This is a genomic window from Nocardioides cavernaquae, from assembly GCF_003600895.1.
Classification (GTDB): domain Bacteria; phylum Actinomycetota; class Actinomycetes; order Propionibacteriales; family Nocardioidaceae; genus Nocardioides; species Nocardioides cavernaquae.
Genome location: NZ_QYRP01000002.1, coordinates 3299279 through 3319522, shown reverse-complemented (window position 1 = coordinate 3319522; position 20244 = coordinate 3299279). Strand labels below are relative to the sequence as shown.

Here is a 20244-nt window from a genome sequence, read left to right as displayed (position 1 = left end):
CTAGAGTGGCGCCATGGGCAAGCAAGAGGATTTCGTTCTCCGCGCACTCGAAGAGCGCGACGTCCGTTTCGTGCGTCTGTGGTTCACGGACGTGCTCGGCTCTCTGAAGTCGGTGGCGGTCGCCCCGGCTGAGCTGGAGGGCGCCTTCGATGAGGGCATCGGATTCGACGGTTCGGCGGTCGAGGGCTTCGCCCGGGTCTACGAGGCCGACATGCTGGCCAAGCCCGACGCGTCGACGTTCCAGATCCTCCCGTGGCGTTCGGGCGACGGGCCGTCCACGGCCCGCATGTTCTGCGACATCGCCATGCCCGACGGCTCCCCGTCCTACGCCGATCCGCGGCACGTGCTGAAGCGGACGCTCTCCAAGGCCGCGGAGAAGGGCTACACCTTCTACACGCACCCCGAGATCGAGTTCTACCTCTTCAAGGGCGAGCACGCCGATGGCGCGGTGCCGGTGCCTGTCGACCGCTCCGGCTACTTCGACCACACCGCCCAGTCCAAGGGCGCCGACTTCCGCCGCGAGGCGATCACGATGCTCGAGGCGATGGGCATCTCGGTGGAGTTCAGCCACCACGAGGGTGGCCCCGGCCAGCAGGAGATCGACCTGCGGTACGCCGACGCGCTGAGCACCGCGGACAACATCATGACCTTCCGCACCGTCATCCGTGAGGTGGCGCTGGGCCAGGGCATCTGGGCCAGCTTCATGCCCAAGCCGTTCGGCGACCAGCCCGGGTCCGGCATGCACACGCACGTCTCGCTCTTCGACGGCGACCAGAACGCCTTCTACGAGGCCGGTGCCGAGTACCAGCTCTCCAAGACCGGCCGCCAGTTCATCGCCGGCATCCTGACCCACGCTGCCGAGATCGCCTGCGTCACCAACCAGTGGGTCAACAGCTACAAGCGGCTGATCAGCGGCGGCGAGGCACCGTCCTACATCTGCTGGGGCCACAACAACCGCTCGGCCATGGTCCGCGTGCCGATGTACAAGCCCAACAAGGGTCAGTCGACCCGCATCGAGCTGCGCACGATCGATGCGGCCTGCAACCCCTACCTCGCGTTCGCGGTGATCCTGGCTGCCGGCATGAAGGGCATCGAGAACGGCTACGAGCTGCCGCGGGAGGCGGAGGACGACGTCTGGGCGCTGTCCGACCGCGAGCGTCGCAGCCTCGGCATCGAGCCGCTGCCGACCAACCTGTCCGAGGCGATCCGCATCGCCGAGGGCTCCGAGCTGCTCGCCGAGACCCTGGGTGAGCACGTATTCGACTTCTTCCTGCGCAACAAGCGCAACGAGTGGGAAGAGTGGCGCAGCCAGGTCACGCAGTTCGAGCGCGACAAGATGCTTCCGATCCTCTGATCCACGGGTGAGCCCGACCGATCGCAGGACTGCCCGGACCGAGCTGATCCGGCTCGGCTTCCGGGACCTCGACGCGACCCGCGCCGGGCTCGAGTCGCTGGGCGGTCACGCAGCGCCGATCACGGCGATCCTCGGACGCACCGCGGATCCTGATGCAGCGCTCGCCGGGCTGCTCGAGCTGTCTGACCGGGTCGAGGACCGCGATGCGTTCCTGGCCGAGGTCGCCGAGGACGAGGGCACCGCGATGCGGTTGCTGTGCGTGCTCGGTGCCAGCGCGGCCCTGACCGGCCACCTGCACCGTCACCCGCACCACTGGCGGGAGCTGACCGATCCGTGGCTCGGCTCGACCCGCCCCGCGGCGTACTGGCTGCGGGAGGACCTGCTCGTCGCCGTCGGGGCCGACCCGGCAGCGCCGGAACCCGTCGCCACCCTGCCTGATGGTGACGCGGTCGACGCACTCCGCGTCGAGTACCGCCGACTGCTGCTCCGGCTTGCCGCGCGCGACCTCGCGCACCACATGGGCGTGGACGACGTCGCAGCCGAGCTCTCCGACCTGGCGGCGGCGACCCTCGAAGCAGCCCTGGCCATCGCCAGGGCCCGCATCGGGCCCGATGCGCACGTGGTGCGGCTCGCGGTCATCGCGATGGGCAAGTGCGGTGGTCACGAGCTCAACTACGTCAGCGATGTGGACGTCGTCTTCGTGCACGAGCCGGCGCCGGGCGTGGCCGACGACGTCGCTGCGCGGGTCGCGACCCAGCTCGCCTCCCACCTCATGCGGATCTGCTCCGAGCCGACCGCGGCTGGCACGATCTGGCCCGTCGACGCCAACCTGCGCCCCGAGGGCACCCAGGGTCCGCTGACGCGCACACTGGCCAGCCACCGGGCCTACTACGAGCGCTGGGCGAAGACCTGGGAGTTCCAGGCGCTGCTCAAGGCGCGCCCCGTCGCGGGCGACCGCGCGCTCGGGGACGCCTATCGCAAGATGGTCGAGCCAATGATCTGGGCGGCTGTCGGGCGCGACGGCTTCGTCGAGGACGTGCAGGCCATGCGGCGCCGCGTGCTCGCCCACCTGCCCGCGCAGGAGGCCGAGCGCCAGCTCAAGCTCGGCTCCGGGGGCCTGCGCGATGTCGAGTTTGCCGTGCAGCTGCTGCAGATGGTGCACGGGCGGGCCGACGAGTCGATCCGCGACGGCGCCACCCTCAGCGCACTCGCGCACCTCACCCGCGCCGGCTACGTCGGGCGCGACGACGGGGCCGCGCTCCACACGGCGTACGCATTCCTGCGGCGCCTCGAGCACCGCATCCAGCTCTTCCAGCTGCGCCGCACGCACGTGGTGCCCGATGACGACGATGCGTTGCGCCGGCTCGGTCGCTCGCTCGGCCACCGCAGGGACCCGGCGGTCGAGCTGGAGAAGGAGTGGCGCGACCATCGCGCGCTGGTGCGCCGGATGCACGAGAAGCTCTTCTACCGGCCGTTGCTGTCGGCGGTCTCCCGGCTGCCCGGTGAGGGCATCGTCCTGAGCCCCGAGGCTGCGAAGGCCCGGCTCGCCGCCCTCGGCTATGCGGATCCCGCGGCGGCGATGCGCCACCTGGCCGCCCTCACCTCCGGCGTACGCCGCTCGGCGGCCATCCAGCGCACGCTGCTGCCGGTCATGCTCGAGTGGTTCGCGGACGCGCCGGACCCGGACGCCGGCCTGTTCGGGTTCCGCCGGATCAGTGAGGCCCTGGGTGCCTCGCACTGGTACCTCCGCCTGCTGCGAGACGAGGGCGAGGTCGCGGAGCGCATGGCCCGCCTGCTCGCAACCTCGCGCTTCGCCACCGACCTGCTGGAGCGCGAGCCACAGGGTGTGCGGCTGCTCGGCGAGAGCCTGCACCCGCTCGGCTCGGACGCGGTCACCGCGGAGATGCTGGCCACCGCACACCGGCAGTCGTCCGCGGTCGAGTCGGTCCGCGCGATCCGGGCGATCCGCCGTCGGGAGCTGCTCCGGATCGCCGCGGGCGAGCTCGTTGCGGAGACCGATGTGGTCGCCGTCGGCGCAGGTCTCTCGAGCCTCACCGACGCCACCCTGGAGGCGACGCTCGCGGTCGTGATGGAGGCCGTCGCCGCCAGTCAGGGATTCGACGGGCCGCCGACGCGGATGGCGATCGTCGCGATGGGTCGCTACGGCGGCTTCGAGCTCTCCTACGGCTCGGATGCGGATGTCATGTTCGTCCACGACCCGCTGCCCGGCGCCTCGACGCAGCAGGCGTCGTCGTACGCACAGGCCGTGGCGCTCGAAGTGCGCCGACTCCTCGCGATGCCGGGCTCGGACCCCGCACTCGACGTCGATGCCGACCTCCGGCCCGAGGGCCGCCAGGGACCGCTCGTTCGCACGCTCGACTCCTACGCCGCCTACTACGCCAAGTGGTCGCAGGTCTGGGAGTTCCAGGCCCTCCTGCGTGCTGATGCCGTGGTCGGGGACCGCGGGCTGCGGGAGCAATTCGTCGCCCTGATCAACCCGCTCCGCTTCCCGGCCGAAGGAATCACCGACGACGACGTCTTCGAGGTGCGCCGCCTCAAGGCGCGCGTCGACACCGAGCGCCTGCCGCGCGGCGCTGACCCGTACACGCACCTCAAGCTCGGTCGTGGAGGGTTGGCGGATGTGGAGTGGACGGTGCAGCTGTTGCAGCTCCAGCACGCCGGCCGGCACCCGATCCTGCAGACCTCCCGCACGCTCGATGCGCTCCGTGCGGCTGCCGAGCTGGAGCTGCTTCCGGCCGATGACGCGCAGGCCCTGATCCTTGCCTGGCGGCTGGTCAGCCGGATCCGCAACGCGGTCACCCTGGTCCGCGGGCGACCCGGCGACGCGGTGCCCAGCGACTCCCGGGAGCGAGCCGCCGTGGCGGCGATCCTGGGCTACGGACCGGGGGAGAGTGGGGGCACGGGTGACATGCTCAACGACTACCTGCGTACGACGCGGCGCGCCCGAAGCGTCGTGGACCGCGTGTTCTGGGGCTGACGTGCCCGCGCACCTCGATCGCGCCCCGCGCGAGTGCCGGGATCTAAGGTGGAGCGATGACATGCGAGGACTGGTGACGAAGGAGGTCTTCCCATGATCAGCGTTGAGCGTCTCGCCGACGTCTTCGTCAGCGTCGCCGACACCCTCGTCGATGACTTCGACCTCATGGACTTCCTGCACGGTCTGACCACCTCTGTCGCCGACCTCACGGGTGCGGCAGCGGCTGGCATCCTGCTGACCGACGTACGCGGAGACCTGAACCTCCTCGCCGCTTCGAGCGACCAGGCCCGCGAGCTGGAGTACCTCCAGCTCGAGAGCGCAGAAGGTCCCTGCCTGGACGGCTTCCGCACCGGCACGCAGGTGATCGAGGACAACCTCTCCGCCGCCGCCGAGCGGTGGTCGTTCTTCGCCCCGCGTGCTGTCGATGCCGGCTTCCTCTCGGTGCACACGTTCCCGTTGCGGCTGCGCGACAAGGTCATCGGCGCGCTCGACGTCTTCGGCGTCGCACGTGGCCCGCTCCTCGACGGCGACACGTCGGCCGTCCAGGCGCTCGCCGATGTCGCGACGATCGCGATCATCCAGGAGCGGGCGCTCGTGCGTGCCGACCTGCTGACCGAGCAGCTCGAGTTCGCGCTGAACAGCCGGATCGCGATCGAGCAGGCCAAGGGTGCTGTTGCCCGCACCTTCGGCATCAGCGTCGACCAGGCCTTCGAGCTGCTCCGGTCGCACGCGCGCAGCCAGCGGCTCCGCCTGACGGACCTTGCGGTCGCGGTGCTCAACGACCCGTCGCGCGTCGACAACCTACGAGCCTGAACCCACCTGCCCTACTCCTTCGTGGCCTCGTCGGTTACGGTGCCGTCTGTGGCCCTGAGCTCGGCGGGGTAGTTCTACCCATCGACGCATCCCAGGTCCCCACATAGGTTTCGGGGGAAGCCGGCACTGTCCGGCAGCCTGATCAGGAAGGAACGTGGATGGCGTTCGTGGGGATGGACCCCGAAAGGGTCCGACGCATCGCGGAGCAGCTGCGCCAGTCCGGCGTCCGGGTGGCGACGATCGGCGAGGAAATCCAGCGTTTGATCGACCAGTCGGTCGGTGGCTGGGAGGGTGTCGACTACCAGGACTTCACCAGCGGCTGGAGCGGGCAGCACCGCCTGACGCTGGAAACCGCTGCCACCGGCATCGAGACCATGGCGATCTCCGTCATCGAGGACATCGCCGAGCAGGAGATCGCGAGCGGCATCACGGCCGGCGGGCCCGGCAGTGTCCTGCCGCCCGGCTCGGTGATCCCCGGCACCTCGACGCCAGTGGCCGGCCTGACGCCGGAGAAGCTCTTGGAGATGTCGCCGGAGGAGCGTGCCAAGGCCCTCGAGGCGATGTCCCCGGAGGAGCGAGCCAAGCTGCTCGCCCTGATGTCGCCGGAGGAACAGGCCGAGGCCCTCGAGGCGATGTCTCCGGCAGCGACTGCCGCGACGCTTGCCGCCATGTCCCCGGCCGTGCGGGCTGCGGCCATCGGGGCGATGAGCACGGACAAGGCGAAGGCCGCGCTGGCCGAGATGTCCAGGGCGGACCTCGAGGCGACGTACGACGCGATGGAGCCCGAGCTGCTCGCCGACCTGATCGGTGACGGAGTCGTGGTCGACTCCATCACCGGCACCGTCGAGGGCAGTGCCGAAGCCGGCTCGTGGAAGATCGAGGGCAAGGCCGAGGCTGCCTACAAGGTCGAGGCCGACGGCTCGGTCACCATGTCCGTGCAGCTCGAGGGTGGCCTGGGCAAGTCGATCGACGCCGCTGGCGCAGAGGGCAGTGTCACCGCTGGCCTGACCGGGGCCTACGAGCTGCAGTTCGACTCCGTCGAGGATGCGGAGAAGTTCCTCAAGGACCTCGGCAACGCGGTGACGGATGTCGGCGTCGATGACATCACCGACATCAGCGGCACCATTGCGGACAACGTCGAGAACGTCTTCGACAACGTCGAGGACCAGAGCGTGAAGTTCGGCGGCTACATCAAGGGCGAGGTCGAGGGCGAGATCGGTGACCTCGTCACGGGCGCCGGCGAGGCCCGGGTCGACTACACCTACGACCCGACCAAGAACGAGCACGCCCTCAAGTTCGAGGCCCAGGCGAGCGTGGAGGCCGGCGTCGACGGCGGCGAGAAGGTGACCGCACAGGGCAAGATCTCCGTCGAGGCGAAGCTGGAGGGCACGACTCCGACCGAGCTCAAGCTGTCGATGAGCGCGACGGGCACGTTTGCCGCCGAGCACCTCGGCATCGGGTCCACCAATCCCACCTCCAGTGCATCACTCGGTGCCGGCGGCGAGATGACCATGTCGATCAACCCGTCCGACCCCGGGTTCCAGGAGGTCTACGAGGCCGTCAAGTCCGGTGACATGGACCGGGCCACGTCGCTGGCACTCGAGAACTCGACGCTGACCTACCGGGAGTACACCGTCGAGAAGATCGCCGAGGGTGGCAACGACTTCGAGGCCTCGGTCTTCGGCAAGAAGCTGGCCGGCGCTGAGTACAGCTACAGCATCACGGGCGAGTCCGCGACGAACGTCTGGGTGAAGCCCCCGGGCACGGGCAAGGCATACGACATCACGGAGGGGATCCGGTGACCGAGCAGAACCCTGTTGCACTGACCGAGGGCGAGTGTGGAGCACTGCGGCTCCCGGTCCCGGCAGGCGAGCCCAAGTTCATCGTCGGCACCCACGGCCAGGTGCTGCAGTGGGTGGGGGACGGACGCACGCTGATCGCGCTCACCGTCACGGTCCGGCGCCAGACCCGCATGACGTCTCCCTTCGCGCTGCGCAACCACCTCAGCTGGGAGCTGGACAGGCTTGCCGAGCGGATGGAAGGTGAGTTGCGGCGCGAGGAGCCGGGCGTCGACTCCGAGTCGAGCACGCCCGAAGGCACCATCGACGGACACCGCGAGGGCCTCGACACGCACAACCGGGTCCTCGTGAGCACCGACGGCCAGGACATGTACATCGTGCACGTGATGGTCACGGACACCGACGCAGGCCGCGCGCTCGCGGGTGAGGTGCTCGCCGGTGTCGGGTTCTGAGGCGAAGGGGAAGACCGGCTGCCTCGGTGCGCTCGTCTTCGGCCTTGTCGCCGTCACGATCTTCGTCAGCGTCGTGGGCTTCATCCTGTGGCGTGCGATGCACCCCGATCAGAAGGACCTCACCTCCCGGGTCGAGCTGGTGATCACCGACCACCAGCTGCCGAGCAGCGTCGGCAACGGGCCGCTGGAGGACTACCGGGTCATCTACCACTACGAGGTCGACGGCAAGACCTACGAGGACAACGACATCGCCGTCGACCAGGTCTGGGTGCCGGGCGCCCCGCTGTGGGCGTGCGTGGACCCGAAGCAGCCGGCGAGGCACGCGGTGCTCATGTACCCGGGTCCCGGGTGCGGTGACAAGGACCTCAAGAACACCACCCAGACGGCCGACCTCGTCGACTGAGGATGAGCGGCGACCTCTACATCCTCACCCTGGACGACATGCAGCAGTCCGCTGTCGACCTGTCCGACCCGACCCGGCTGGTCTTCGACTACGTGCGGCGCATCGGTGACGTGATCGACGCGATGCCGTCGCGGCCACCGTCGCCGCTCCGGGTGCTCCACGTGGGCGGCGCTGCGATGACGCTCGCGCGCTACGTCGCGGTGACCCGGCCACGGTCAGCGCAGATCGTGCTGGAGCCGTCGGCGGAGCTGATCGAGAAGGTCCGCGCGGAGGCGCCGCTTCCGCCGAGGAGCGGGATCAAGGTCCGGCCGGTCGACGGCATGAGCGGCATCAAGGTGGTGCGGGACGGCTCGCAGGATGTCGTGGTGCTCGACGCCTTCGCGGGCGGCGTCGTGCCCGATGAGCTGACGTCTCCCGCCTTCATCGAGGAGGTACGCCGAGTGCTCGCGCCCGGCGGCGCCTTCATCGCCAACCTCGTCGACAAGCCGCCGTTCCCGCGGGCCCGGAGCTTCGTGGCAACGGCCCGGGACCTGGGCGTAGGCGCGATCGGTGTCGAGCCGTCCACGATGAAGGGGCGCCGCGCGGGCAACGTCATCGTCGTCTCCGGGGGAGTGCCGGCGACTCCGTTCGGCAGGCCCTCCCCGATGGAGTACCGGGTCTTCGAGGGCGGTGCCGTGGCGGACTCGTTCGGTGGAGGCAAGCCCGGCTGACTCAGCCCATCGAGGCCGGGTTGGTGCTGAGGACGCGCAGCGCGAACGCCGACGTCGCCTCCACGTTGAGGAAGTCCACGACACGGGCTACTCGCTCGTAGTCCAGAGGCAGCAGGCCGGGTGTGCCCGGGATGTCGGGGGTGAGCCCGAGGTCGAGGTCCTCACGTCCCGACATGAGCCGCACGTTGAAGTCGAAGCGCTCGCGCGCGCCGGCCGCGGTGAGTCGACGGAGGACGGTCGCGCCGAGGCGTCGGTTGCCGGTCTCCTCGGCCCATCCGTCCAGGGTGGCCACGACTGCCTGGCCGCCGTTGTGGTCGATGTCGGCCCAGACCGCTTCCATGGACCCGACCTGCTCGAGCAGGATCGCGGCGGTCTTCTCGCCGATGCCGGACACGCCGGGCAGGTTGTCGCTGGCGTCGCCGCGCAGGGCGGCGTACTCGAGGTAGTGCTCGGCGGCCACGCCGTACATCGCGTAGAGGCGCCGCGGGTTGAGCAGCGGCGAGCCGTTGATGCCGCCGTTGATCAGCCGCAGGACCTGGGTGTGCTCGCTGATGCAGGCGAAGGCATCGCGGTCGGAGGTGACGATGACGCAGTTCCAGTCGTTGGCGCGCGCCCAGGCTGCGCCCGATGCGTTGACGTCATCGGCCTCGAGTCCCGGGGGAGTCAGCGTGGCCAGCCCCAGCGCGTCGAGGAGCGCTCCGGCCCGATCGAGCTGCTCGACGAGCTCGGCGTCCTTCACTGCCCGACCGGCCTTGTAGTCAGGGTAGAAGTCGCGACGCACCGATCCCGAGCGGTCGTCGAGCCCGAAGATCACCGCGTCGGGGGCGAAGGTGTCGATCGCCTCGATGATCTGGCGCAGCATCCCGTGCAGGGCCCAGACGGGCCGCCCCGACCGGTCGGTGATCCGGGTGTGCGCTCGTGCGTGGTGGTTGCGATGCAGGAGCGACGGGGCGTCGACGACGAGAAGGAGCTTGCGCTCAGCGGTCACGCGTGAGCGTTGCTCAGGTCGAGCCCGAGCATCTTCGCCGTGCGGTGCTGGAGCTCGCGTGCGAACTCCGGGTCACCGGCGAGCGCGACGCCGTGGCTGGGCACGATGTCCCGCAGGCGAGGCTGCCACTCGGTCCACTGATCGGGGAAGCACCGCTCGAGCACCTCGAGCATGACGTGCGCAGCCGTCGAGGCGCCGGGGGAGGCTCCGAGCAGGCCGGCGATGGAACCGTCGGCGTGGGTGATCAGCTCGGTGCCGAACTGCAGCACGCCGTCGGGCCGGATCACCTGGACGCGCTGACCCGCCGTGACCTTCTCCCAGTCAGCCGGGTCGGCGTCGGGGAAGAAGGTTTGCAGCTCGGCGAACTTGGTGGCGCGGCGGGCGATCACCTGCGTGATCAGGTAGACCGTCAGCGGGATGTTCTTCAGTCCGGACTGCACCATCGGCAGCAGGTTGTGCCAGCGGATCGAGCGGATCAGGTCGAACATCGAGCCGTGCTTGAGGAAGCGGGGGCTGAACCCGGCGTACGGGCCGAACATCAGGCTGTTCTCGCCGCCGACGACCCGGGTGTCGAGGTGGGGCACGGACATCGGCGGAGCGCCGACCGCGGCCTTGCCGTAGACCTTGGCGTGGTGGCGGGCGACGATCTCGGGGTTCGAGGTGCGCAGGAACTCGCCGCTGACCGGGAAGCCGCCGAAGCCCTGGATCTCGGGGATGCCGGACTTCTGCAACAGCGTCAGGGCCTGGCCGCCGGCGCCCACGAAGACGAAGCGTGCGTGGTGGGTGAAGCGCTCGCCGTCCTGCTTGCCGGAGACCTCCCAGAGGCCGTCGCTGCTGTCGCGGCGGCGGCGTACCTTCGCGACCTCGGCGTTGTAGTCGACGCGCAGGCCGCGCTCGGCGGCGCTGTCGAGCATCAGCTTGGTGAGGGCGCCGAAGTCGACGTCGGTGCCCTCGACGGAGTACGTCGCGGCGACAGGCTCGTCGCCCGTGCGGCCAGCCATCAGCAGCGGAGCCCACCCGGCGATGACGGCCGGGTCCTCGGAGTACTCCATGCCCTCGAAGAGGGGGTGTGCGGCGAGGAGCGCGTGGCGCTCGCGCAGGTAGGCGACGTTGTCCGCACCCCACACGAAGCTCATGTGCGGCGTGGGGTGGATGAACGCCCCGGGCTCGGGGATGCGACCCGACTCCACGAGGAAGGACCAGAGCTGGCGCGAGACCTGGAACTGCTCGTTGACCGCGACGGCCTTCGAGATGTCGACGGTGCCGTCGTCGTCCTGCGGCGTGTAGTTCAGCTCGCACAGGGCGGAGTGGCCGGTGCCGGCGTTGTTCCACGGCCCGGAGCTCTCGCGGGCAGGGCGGTCGAGGCGCTCGAGGACCCGGATGCTCCAGGTGGGCTCGAGCTCGGAGATCAGGGACGCGAGGGTGGCGCTCATGATTCCGCCGCCGACGAGCAGCACATCGGTGGTGTGCAGCCCGGAAAGGGTCTGATTGGTAGTGGTATGCACCCATCTTTTATGGACCATGAGAAAACTTTCACAAGCACCGGGGGTCCGCGAAGGGGTCGATTTTGAGATCCCGATCACAAGCCAGGCAAGGGGAAACTAGGACTCGAGCAGCTGGAGGTACTCGTGCACCTGCGCGATCGCGACCGAGCCCTCGCCAGCCGCCGACGCCACGCGCTTGACCGAACCGGACCGGACGTCACCCACCGCGAAGACGCCGGCCATCGAGGACTCGAACATGAAGGGCGCCCGTTCCGGGACCCATCCGGGGTTGGCCTGGCCGGTCACCACGAAGCCGTAGCGGTCGCGCTGGACGTCCTCGGGCAGCCACTGCGTGTAGGGACGTGCGCCGATCAGCACGAAGACGGCATCCGCAGGGACCGTCTCTGTCTTCCCGGTGCCCGAGTCCTGCAGGGTCAGGCTCTCCAAGCGGCTGTCGCCGGTGCCGTCGACGATCTGGGTCTGGTAGCGGACGGTGATGTTCGGTTGCCCCTCGATCTCGTCGATCAGGTAGCGCGACATCGTCTCGGCCAGCGTTGCGCGGCGCACCAGGATGGTGACCCGGCAGGCGTGCCTGGCCAGGTGCACGGCTGCCTGGCCGGCGGAGTTGCCGCCGCCCACGACGAACACCGACCGGCCCGTGAAGCGCTCACCCTCCGAGGGCGAGGCGCCGTAGAAGACGCTGGTCCCGACGAGTGCCTCCAACGTCGGGATGCCGAGGCGCTGGTAGCTGACCCCCATCGCGAGCATGACCACCCTGGTCGAGATCTCCGGCCCGATCGTGGACGCGAGGTAGAAGCGGTCGCCGTCGGCGCGCAGTCCCTGTGCCTCGCACATCTGCACGAACGTCGTGCCGAACAGCCACGCCTGCTGCTGCGCCCGCTGCGCCAGGTCGGCGCCGCTGATGCCGCGCTGGAACCCGAGGTAGTTGCGGATCCGTGAGCTGGTCCCGGCCTGCCCGCCGATCGTCTCGCGCTCGAGCACGACGGTGCGCAGGCCTTCGGACGACGCGTAGACCGCGGCGGCGAGCCCGGACGGTCCGGCACCGATCACGGCCACGTCGAAGTCACGGGAGCCGCGCAGCGCCGTGTTGGCGCCGTACGCCCTGGCGATGTCGACGTTCGTCGGGTCCACCAGCACCAGGCCGTTGCGCTGGACGACAACGGGCGCTGTGGTGTCGGTCTCCCGCGCCTCGGCGAGCACCGCGGCGCCTTCCGGGGAGCTCCGGTCGTGGAAGACGTAGGGGACCTGGTTGCGGGTCAGCAGGGTCCGCAGGTCGCTCGCGCGGGCGTCGTCCTGGTCGGCGACGACGGTGAGCTCACGGGACAGCGATGCGTCGGAGCCCACCCATTCGTGGAGGAACTCGGTCACGGTGCGGTGGAACAGCTCGTCGGCGGCGCGCCACGGCTTGAGCGCGAAGTAGTCGACGTTTCCCAGGCCGATGCCGAGCCGGAGCGGCCGGGCCGTGGCCTCGACGGCCCACTCGCCCCAGGAGATCAGCAGCAGCCGCCGGGCATGCGGGAACAGCTCGCGAGCGCTCGCGAGCACCTCGCACCCGGTGCCGTCGGGGAGCCACTGGTCAGCGAGGACCAGGGCGACCTGGTCACCCCTCTCCCGCAGGTCCTCGAGCAGCTTCAGGGCAGTTGACGACGCCCGGGCGATCTCGATCCGGTAGGCCCGTCCGTAGCGGTCCACGAGCTCGCTGCGGATCAGCTCGATGACGTCCGGGTCGTCATCGACCGCCAGGATGACGGGCATCGGCGATGCATGTCCTGGAGGTGCTGGGGCCGACGGGGGTAGGGCCATCTAGTCATTCTGGCCCTGTCTGCTGGGGACGGGGAACCAACCGCGATTTCCGTGCTTCAATCGATCATGGACAGCGCCACAGGCGGTGTCACCGCCGCCCACGAGGCCGTCTCCCGCTACGCCTGGCGAGAGGGCTTCGACCTGTTCGCGGCAGCCGACGCTGCGGCGCCGCTGGACGCCCGCGACCTCGACGCCATGGCGGAATGCGCTTGGTGGATCGGCAAGATGCGCCACTGCATCGCACTGCGCGAGCGCGCCCACGGCGGCTACCTGAAGGCGGGCGACGTGCTCGGGGCCGCGCGCGTCGCGACCGAGCTCGCCGGACACCACGCTGACCTGACCGAGTTCTCCAGCGCGGCCGCGTGGTTGCAGAAGGCGTCGCGCCTGCTCGAGGACGAACCCGAGGCGGCCGAGCACGGCTGGCTGGTGCTGGCCCGCGGCTTCATGGCCCGTGGCGAGGGGGACTGGCACAGGATCGGCGCTCTGGCGTCGCAGGCCGCGGACATCGCGGCCCGGTTCCAGGACAAGGACCTGTGGGCGCTCGCCCATGCGGTCGAGGGGCTCTCGCTGGCCTTCGGCGGCGCGGACCCGGATGCCGGGCTCCGGATGATCGAGGAGTCCACCGTGGGGGCCGTCAACGGTGAGCTCGGCGCCCGGGCGACGGGGTCGATCTACTGCATGATGATCGCGACCAACGCCCACACCCATGACTGGGAGCGGGCCGGGCGCTGGACCGAGGCCGCGACGACGTGGTGCGACCGGCAGGCGATCAACGGCTTCCCGGGCGTGTGCCGGGTGCACCGTGCGGAGATCATGCGGTTGCGCGGCGACCTCGCGGTTGCGGAGGAGGAGGCCCGGACCGCCAGCGTCGAGCTCGCCTCGTTCAACCTCGAGTTCGCGGCGCTGGCTTTCAAGGAGCTCGGCGAGGTGCGCCTCAAGCTCGGCGACCTGGACGCGGCCGAGGAGGCCTTCGGCCAGGCCCAGGAGATGGGAGTGACCCCGCAACCGGGGCTGACCGAGGTGCTGGTGCAGCGGGGGAACCTGCGGGGTGCGGCCGCCTCGATCCGCCGCGCGCTGGCCGACCGGAGCATCAGCGGACTGGACCGGGCCAAGCTGCTGCCGACCCAGGTGGAGGTGGCCCTGGCGACAGGCGACATCGACACCGCGGCCAGCGCCACCGGCGAGCTCGGCGAGATCGCCGCAGTCAACGGGCGTCCCGCGCTCCGCGCCGCGGCGGCGTACGCCGTGGCTGCAGTCGCGCTCGCCCGTGGGGAACTCGATGCGGCCCTTGCCGCAGCGCAGGACGCCGACGCGCTCTACTGCGAGGTCGACCTCATCTACGAGGGAGCGCGGGCCAGGCGGCTGGTCGGCGAGATCCTGCGTGCACGTGGGGACGCCGCCGCGTCGATGGCTGAGCTGACGCGCGCCCTGACGACCTTCGAGGGAGTCGGCGCGGTCCCCGACATGGTGCGCACCCGCGAGCTGATCGGGGCGCAGGTCGGGTGAGGGGGATCAACGTGTCGATGCCGCCGAGCGGCACCGGTTGTCAGGAGTGCGAGGCCGCGGGTGGCTGGTGGGTGCACCTGCGGCGCTGCGCGCTCTGCGGACACGTGGGGTGCTGTGACACCTCGCCGTCCCAGCACGCGACCGCGCACTTCCGGGAGACCGGGCACCCGATCGTGCAGAGCTTCGAGCCGGGGGAGGACTGGTTCTGGGACTTCGCCGGCGAGCAGCTCGGATCCGGTCCGGATCTCCTGCCCCCGACCAGCCATCCGGACGACCAGCCGGCGCCGGGCCCCGGCGGCAGGGTCCCGTCGAACTGGCAGGAACTGATCCACTGACCGAAGCGGGAAGCGCCGACTGCTGGAGCTAGTTGCCGCCGGCCGGCAGCTCTTCGAGCATGACGTCGGGGAGGTCCCTCGCGGTGGTCTTGGCGCGCCACTGGTCGACGAAGAGCGCCAGGTGGGTGCCATCAGTGCGCTGGAGCACCTCGACGCCGCGCAGCCCGCGCAGGGCCGCCGCGCCGTCGGCATCGGTCCGCCGGGCGACCTGGTAGTCGAGTCGTGAGAACCGGATCGGCGAGTTGAACTCGTTGACCATCCGGTCCTCGACCACTTCGAACTGCATCGGGCCGACGGCCGCAAGGACCGGGCTCTGGTCGCCACGAAGGTCGGAGCGCAGGACCTGGACGACGCCTTCCTGGTCGAGCTGCTCGATGCCCTTGCGGAACTGCTTGTAGCGGCTGATGTCGCCGGCGGTAGCGGTGACGAAGTGCTCGGGTGCGAAGGTCGGCACCGGCGGGAACTCGATCGGGTCGCCGACATAGACCGTGTCGCCGACGCGCAGGGCCTGGGCGTTGACGAAGCCGACGATGTCACCGGGCTCGGCGGTCTCGACCGATGTCGTCTCCCGGCCGAACACGGCCTGGGCGAACTTCGTGGCGAACGGGCGCTTGGTGGCGGCGTGCGTCACGATCATGCCGCGCTCGAACGAGCCCGAGACGATCCGCGCGTAGGCCAGGCGGTCACGGTGCGAGTTGTTCATGCCGGACTGCACCTTGAAGACGAACGCACTGAAGTCGTCGGAGACCTCGCGGACCGACCCGTCGACGCCGGCGGTGGCCGTCGGCTCGGGGGCCAGGTCGAGGAGCAGGTCGAGCAGCTGTGCCACGCCGAAGTTCTGCAGCGCGGAGGCGAACATCACCGGAGTGGTCTTTCCGGCGAGGAAGCGCTCCTGGTCGTGGTCGGCCTCGTCGAGCGAGAGCAGCTCGTGCTCCTCGACGGCGTGCGACCAGACCAGGGCGTCGTTCTCCTCCACCTCGGAGGCGTCCATGCGGCGCTCGGGCGCGCGCGTCGCGCCACCCGCCGTACGGGTGTACTTGATGAACTCGCCCGTGCGCCGGTCGAGGACGCCGCGGAAGTCGCCGGCCTCGCCGACGGGCCAGGTCAGGGGAGTGGGCCGGAGCTTGATCTTCTCCTGGATCAGGTCCATCAGCTCGAGCGCGGAGAGGCCTGGCCGGTCCCACTTGTTGATGACGGTGATGACGGGGATGCCACGGAGTGCGCAGACCTGGAAGAGCTTCAGCGTCTGCGGCTCGAGCCCCTTGCCCGCGTCGACCAGCATGACGGCCGAGTCGACGGCCGACAGCACGCGGTAGGTGTCCTCCGAGAAGTCGCTGTGGCCGGGGGTGTCGACCAGGTTGATCACGTGGTCGCGATAGACGAACTGCAGTGCGGCGGACGTGATCGAGATGCCGCGGGCCTTCTCCATCGCCATCCAGTCGGACACCGTCGCGCGACGGTCGCCCTTGCCGTGGACAGCGCCGGCCTCGGTGATCACCCGCGCGTGGAGGGCGAGCGCCTCCGTCAGCGTGGACTTGCCCGCGTCGGGGTGGCTGATGACGGCGAAGGTGCGGCGGGGGCGAGTGTCGGACACTGGCCGGATTCTACCGGTCAGCCGGCGCTCCGGATGACGGCCGCGGTCATGCCGCGCGGTCCTCGGGGAAGAAGTCTCGACGCTAGAGTCCCTCCATGCCCAAGGTCCTCATCACCGGTGCCTCGCGCGGCATCGGCCGCGCCACATCCCTTCGACTCGCAGCGGCGGGTTGGGACGTGCTTGCTGGCGTGCGCCAGGAGGCCGACGGTGACGCGCTGGTGGCCGCGTCCTCGCGGATCACGCCGGTCCTCCTCGACATCACCGATGCCGAGCAGGTGGTGCGCCTGGCGGATGAGGTGACCGAGCTCGATGCCCTGGTCAACAACGCCGGTGTGGCCATGCTCGGGCCGATGGAGGGCATCCCCGTCGCGATGCTCCGGGCTCAGATGGAGGTGAACTTCTTCGGGCACATGGCGGTCACCCAGGCCCTGCTCCCGCGCCTGCGCGAATCGCGCGGCCGGATCGTCTTCACCTCGTCCCTGAGCGGTCGCATCGCCACCCCGCTCACTGGTCCGTACAACGCGTCGAAGTTCGCCCTCGAGGGTGCGGCCGACGCCCTCCGGATGGAGCTGAAGCCGTGGGGGATCGGGGTCTCGCTCGTCGAGCCGGCCCAGATCGCGACTGACCTGTGGGCCAACGCCGAGGCAGACTTCGACGCCTACATCGCGGCGATGCCACTGGCGGCGCAGGAGCTGTACGCCGTGCACGCAGCCGGCTTTCGCAAGTCGATCCCGCTGTCCCAGAAGCTGGCCGCACCCGTCGACAAGGTGGCCCAGTCGATCGAGAAGGCACTGGCCGCGCGGCGCCCCCGTGCTCGCTACGTGGTTGGCGCGTTCCCGAAGGCACAGGCGACGCTGACGGGTGCCTCGCCGACTCCGGTCGTGGATCTGATCCTCCGCAAGATGACGGGCGTTCCTCCGAGGCTCTGACCGGGTCCGGACTCCAGCATCGCCTACAGAGAGGCGCAACCCGAGGAGTCGTGGACCGCGTTGCCGGCGACCCAGGTGACCGCAACGTTCACGCCGCGCCTCCGTGATGCCGCGGTGGCCGGCTCCTCCTCGGAGGCCAGCGGATCTGCGTCGAGCAGGATCAGGTCGGCGGGGTGGCCGACGGCGACGGTGCCCCAGCCGTCCGTGGACGCGGCGAGTGCTTCGCGAGGGGTGATGGCCTGCTCCGGGTGCCAGGCCTCCCGGTCGTCTGCCGAGCGGTGGACGGCGGCGGCCATCGCGAGCCAGGGGTCGAGCGGTGAGACCGGCGCGTCCGACCCCATCGCGAGGTGCACCCCGTCGTCGAGCATCCAGCGCAGCGCGAAGCTGCGCCCGGCCTGGCCGGGCCACAGCCGCTCGGTCACGTCGCGGTCGTCGAGCAGGTGGGCGGGCTGGACGCTGGCGGTCACGCCGAGCTCCGCCATGCGTCGTACGTCGTCACGGCGGACCAGTTGGGCGTGCTCGATCGAACCCCGGGCGCCGGTCTCCGCGAACGCGTCGAGTGCCTCGCCGACCGCGCGATCGCCGATGGCGTGGACCGCGACCTGCAGCCCGTGGGCTGTGCCGCGGCGCAGCAGGTCGCGCAGCTCCTCGGGCGACTGGTTGGGTTGCCCGTGCGGGAAGCCGTACGGCGACGGTCCGGCGTACGGCTCGCAGCACCAGGCCGTCGCGGTGTTCAGCGAACCGTCGCTGATGATCTTCAGCGGACCCATCCGGGCCCGGTCGTCGCAGCCGGGCAGCCGGTCGCTGGTGCGCAACCCGGCAGCGATCACGGCGTCGAGCCCGTCGGCGTACGTCGCCATCCGGATCCGCAACAGGTCGGCCCCCGCCGCCCAGCGCTCGGCCCACTCCGTGTGACCGCCGCTGAACTCGAAGTCGGTCAGACCGACTACGCCGAGCTGTGCGGCCTGCTCCATGGCGCGTCGGTAGGCGTCTGGCCCGGTGCCGTCGTCGCCGAGCACCGAGCTGAGCCGGCCATAGGCGCTGAACCACTCGGCCTCGGCCACCACCCCCTCGCGCGAGGGCAGGTGCAGCGCCATCAACGCGCGTGAGTTGAGCCAGGCGTGGTGGCCGTCGCCGGCGATCAGGATCACCGGCTGGTCGGTGTCGAGCGCGTCGAGCATCGAGACCACCGGCTGCTGGGGCCAGCCGCTGGGGCGGTGGCCCCAGCCGATCACGGGCAGGTCCGGCCACTCGGCGAGCCGCTCCTGGACCAGGGCCACTGCCTGCTCGGCCGAGCGGACCGGGGCGAGGTCGAGCCGCGCGCTGGTCAGGCTCCACTGGCCGAGGTGGACGTGTTGGTCCCAGAGGCCGGGGGAGAGCCAGCGCCCGTCGGCAGCGACCTCGGGCACGCCGGTGGCGGGCAGGTGCGCACCGACAGCCGCGACCATGCCGTCAGCGACACGTACGTCGACCGGTTCCGCACTGCGCCGGGTGCCGTCGACGTCGACCAACCGGGCACCGCGCAGCAGGAAACTCGTCATGGCCCCACGGTAGGGGCCGCGCGGTTCACTCCTGCGCGAGAGCGACCTCGCTGGGCGTATCGATCACCGTGCTCGGGGACTGGGTGACCTCGGGCACGCGGAGGCCGAGCACCTGCGCGGTGTGCTCCTGGACGGCACGCGCACGAGTGGGGTCATCGCTCAGCGCCGTGCCGTGCGTCGGGATGATCTCCCGCAGCCTGGGCTGCCACTCCTCCCACTTCGCGGGGAAGCAGCGCTCGAGGACCTCGAGCATGACGTGAGCGGCGGTGGAGGCACCGGGGGACGCGCCGAGCAGCCCCGCGATCGAGCCGTCGGCGTGGCTGATCAGCTCCGTGCCGAACTGCAGGACGCCTTCGGGCCGGATCACCTGGACGCGCTGGCCGGCGGTGATCTTCTTCCAGTCCCGGGTGTGCGCGTCGGGGTAGAAGTCGAGGAGGTCCTTGAACTTCTTCTTCGGGCGCGCGATCAGCTGGCTGGCGAGGTAGAGCGTCAGCGGGATGTTCGCCAGCCCGGCCAGGATCATCGGCAGCAGGTTGCGCAGGTTGAACGCCCGCGGCATGTCGATCAGCGACCCGTGCTTCAGATAGCGCGGGCTGAACCCGGCGTACGGTCCGAACATGAGCCACTGCTCGCCGCCGACGACGCGGGTGTCCAGGTGCGGCACCGACATCGGGGGAGCCCCGACCGCAGCCTTGCCGTAGACCTTGGCCTGGTGGCGCGCGACCACTTCGGGGTTGTTGGTCCGCAGGAACTCGCCGCTGACCGGGAAGCCGCCGAAGCCGTGGATCTCGGGGATGCCGGACTTCTGCAGAAGCGTGAGGGCGCGACCTCCCGCACCCACGAACACGAAGCGCGCCCGGTAGGTGAACTTCGCTCCGTCCTTCTTGCCTGTCGCCCACCAGAAGGCATCCGGGCCGCGCTGCAGCTTCCGGACGTCGGCGTGGTAGCTGACCTGGGTGCCGCGGCTGGCCGCCGAGTCGAGCATGAGCTTGGTCAGGGCGCCGAAGTCGACGTCACTGCCCTCGACCGAGTACGTCGCGGCGACCGGCTCGTCGCCGGTGCGGCCGGCCATCAGGAGCGGTGCCCACGCGGCGATCTGGATCGGGTCCTCGGAGTACTCCATGCCCGCGAACAGCGGGTGGGCGGCCAGGATCGCGTGGCGCTCGCGGAGGTAGGCGACGTTCTCCGCGCCCCAGACGAAGCTCATGTGGGGAGTCGGGTGGATGAATGCGTCGGCATCGGGGATCCGGCCGTTCTCCACGAGGAAGGACCACAGCTGCCGCGAGACCTGGAACTGCTCGTTGACCTCGACTGCCTTCGCGACGTTGACGCAGCCGTCCTCGTCCACCGGCGTGTAGTTGAGCTCGCAGAGCGCCGAGTGGCCCGTGCCAGCGTTGTTCCACGGCCCCGAGCTCTCGCGCGCGGGGCGATCGAGGCGCTCGAGCACCTGCACCGTCCAGGTCGGTTCGACCTCGGAGATGAGGGTCGCGAGCGTGGCGCTCATGACCCCGCCA

The 20244-nt window shown here is 70.3% G+C and carries 16 protein-coding genes; 10 read left to right on the top strand and 6 right to left on the bottom strand.

All coding sequences use genetic code 11. From position 1 onward, the window contains the following. Nucleotides 1-13 precede the first annotated feature (13 nt). The 7 genes from glnA (at nucleotide 14) to D4739_RS15920 (ending at nucleotide 8529) form a co-directional block, all read left to right on the top strand. A complete protein-coding gene (gene glnA, locus D4739_RS15950; protein WP_120061521.1) occupies nucleotides 14-1354 on the top strand; it encodes a type I glutamate--ammonia ligase in 1341 nt (446 codons plus the stop codon). Nucleotides 1355-1361: 7 nt separating this feature from the next. Continuing rightward, nucleotides 1362-4352 (top strand): bifunctional [glutamine synthetase] adenylyltransferase/[glutamine synthetase]-adenylyl-L-tyrosine phosphorylase, encoded by a 2991-nt coding sequence (locus tag D4739_RS15945; RefSeq protein WP_120061520.1) that lies wholly within the window; start codon nucleotides 1362-1364, stop codon nucleotides 4350-4352. Between the two features lie 93 nt (nucleotides 4353-4445). Then, nucleotides 4446-5165, top strand: coding sequence for a GAF and ANTAR domain-containing protein (locus D4739_RS15940; RefSeq protein ID WP_120061519.1), 720 nt, complete (start codon nucleotides 4446-4448; stop codon nucleotides 5163-5165). A gap of 158 nt (nucleotides 5166-5323) precedes the next feature. Then, a complete protein-coding gene (locus D4739_RS15935) occupies nucleotides 5324-6967 on the top strand; it encodes a magnesium transporter MgtE N-terminal domain-containing protein (RefSeq protein ID WP_120061518.1) in 1644 nt (547 codons plus the stop codon). Beyond that, entirely contained in the window at nucleotides 6964-7416 is a 453-nt protein-coding gene (locus D4739_RS15930; protein WP_120061517.1) for a hypothetical protein, read from the top strand. The genes D4739_RS15935 and D4739_RS15930 overlap by 4 nt, the downstream gene beginning before the upstream one ends. Then, nucleotides 7403-7819, top strand: coding sequence for a hypothetical protein (locus D4739_RS15925; RefSeq protein ID WP_120061516.1), 417 nt, complete (start codon nucleotides 7403-7405; stop codon nucleotides 7817-7819). The genes D4739_RS15930 and D4739_RS15925 overlap by 14 nt, the downstream gene beginning before the upstream one ends. Nucleotides 7820-7821: 2 nt before the next feature. After that, the gene (locus D4739_RS15920) at nucleotides 7822-8529 is read left to right on the top strand and encodes a spermidine synthase (protein ID WP_120061515.1); all 708 of its coding nucleotides are present in this window, start codon (nucleotides 7822-7824) and stop codon (nucleotides 8527-8529) included. A gap of 1 nt (nucleotide 8530) precedes the next feature. On the opposite strand, the gene D4739_RS15915 is transcribed toward D4739_RS15920, so the two are convergent. The 3 genes from D4739_RS15915 to D4739_RS15905 form a co-directional block, all read right to left on the bottom strand. Then, complete coding sequence (locus D4739_RS15915) at nucleotides 8531-9517, bottom strand: 5'-3' exonuclease (protein WP_120061514.1); 987 nt, start codon at nucleotides 9515-9517, stop codon at nucleotides 8531-8533. Beyond that, entirely contained in the window at nucleotides 9514-11040 is a 1527-nt protein-coding gene (gene mqo, locus D4739_RS15910) for a malate dehydrogenase (quinone) (RefSeq protein WP_120061513.1), read from the bottom strand. Before mqo (D4739_RS15910) ends, D4739_RS15915 begins: the two co-directional genes overlap by 4 nt. Before the next feature lie 78 nt (nucleotides 11041-11118). Continuing rightward, on the bottom strand, nucleotides 11119-12777 hold the full coding sequence (locus D4739_RS15905) for an NAD(P)/FAD-dependent oxidoreductase (RefSeq protein WP_182920449.1): 1659 nt from the start codon (nucleotides 12775-12777) through the stop codon (nucleotides 11119-11121). A gap of 114 nt (nucleotides 12778-12891) precedes the next feature. Between D4739_RS15905 and D4739_RS15900 the strand changes: the two genes are divergently transcribed. Together D4739_RS15900 and D4739_RS15895 are read left to right on the top strand one after the other, a co-directional pair. Continuing rightward, nucleotides 12892-14331 (top strand): ATP-binding protein, encoded by a 1440-nt coding sequence (locus D4739_RS15900; RefSeq protein WP_120061511.1) that lies wholly within the window; start codon nucleotides 12892-12894, stop codon nucleotides 14329-14331. Between the two features lie 17 nt (nucleotides 14332-14348). Next, on the top strand, nucleotides 14349-14666 hold the full coding sequence (locus D4739_RS15895; RefSeq protein ID WP_120061962.1) for a UBP-type zinc finger domain-containing protein: 318 nt from the start codon (nucleotides 14349-14351) through the stop codon (nucleotides 14664-14666). Nucleotides 14667-14694: 28 nt separating this feature from the next. Here the strand turns inward: D4739_RS15895 and D4739_RS15890 are convergent, their stop codons facing one another. Beyond that, nucleotides 14695-16260 carry a peptide chain release factor 3 gene (locus tag D4739_RS15890; protein WP_120061510.1) on the bottom strand — a complete coding sequence of 522 codons (1566 nt, stop codon included), beginning with the start codon at nucleotides 16258-16260 and terminating at the stop codon, nucleotides 14695-14697. Between the two features lie 95 nt (nucleotides 16261-16355). On the opposite strand from D4739_RS15890, the gene D4739_RS15885 reads away from it, so the two are divergent. After that, entirely contained in the window at nucleotides 16356-17189 is an 834-nt protein-coding gene (locus D4739_RS15885; RefSeq protein ID WP_120061509.1) for an SDR family oxidoreductase, read from the top strand. A gap of 23 nt (nucleotides 17190-17212) precedes the next feature. On the opposite strand, the gene D4739_RS15880 is transcribed toward D4739_RS15885, so the two are convergent. Further along, the gene (locus D4739_RS15880) at nucleotides 17213-18730 is read right to left on the bottom strand and encodes an amidohydrolase (RefSeq protein WP_120061508.1); all 1518 of its coding nucleotides are present in this window, start codon (nucleotides 18728-18730) and stop codon (nucleotides 17213-17215) included. A 25-nt stretch (nucleotides 18731-18755) separates the two neighbouring features. Then, nucleotides 18756-20234, bottom strand: coding sequence for a malate dehydrogenase (quinone) (gene mqo / locus D4739_RS15875; RefSeq protein ID WP_182920507.1), 1479 nt, complete (start codon nucleotides 20232-20234; stop codon nucleotides 18756-18758). Nucleotides 20235-20244 lie beyond the last annotated feature (10 nt).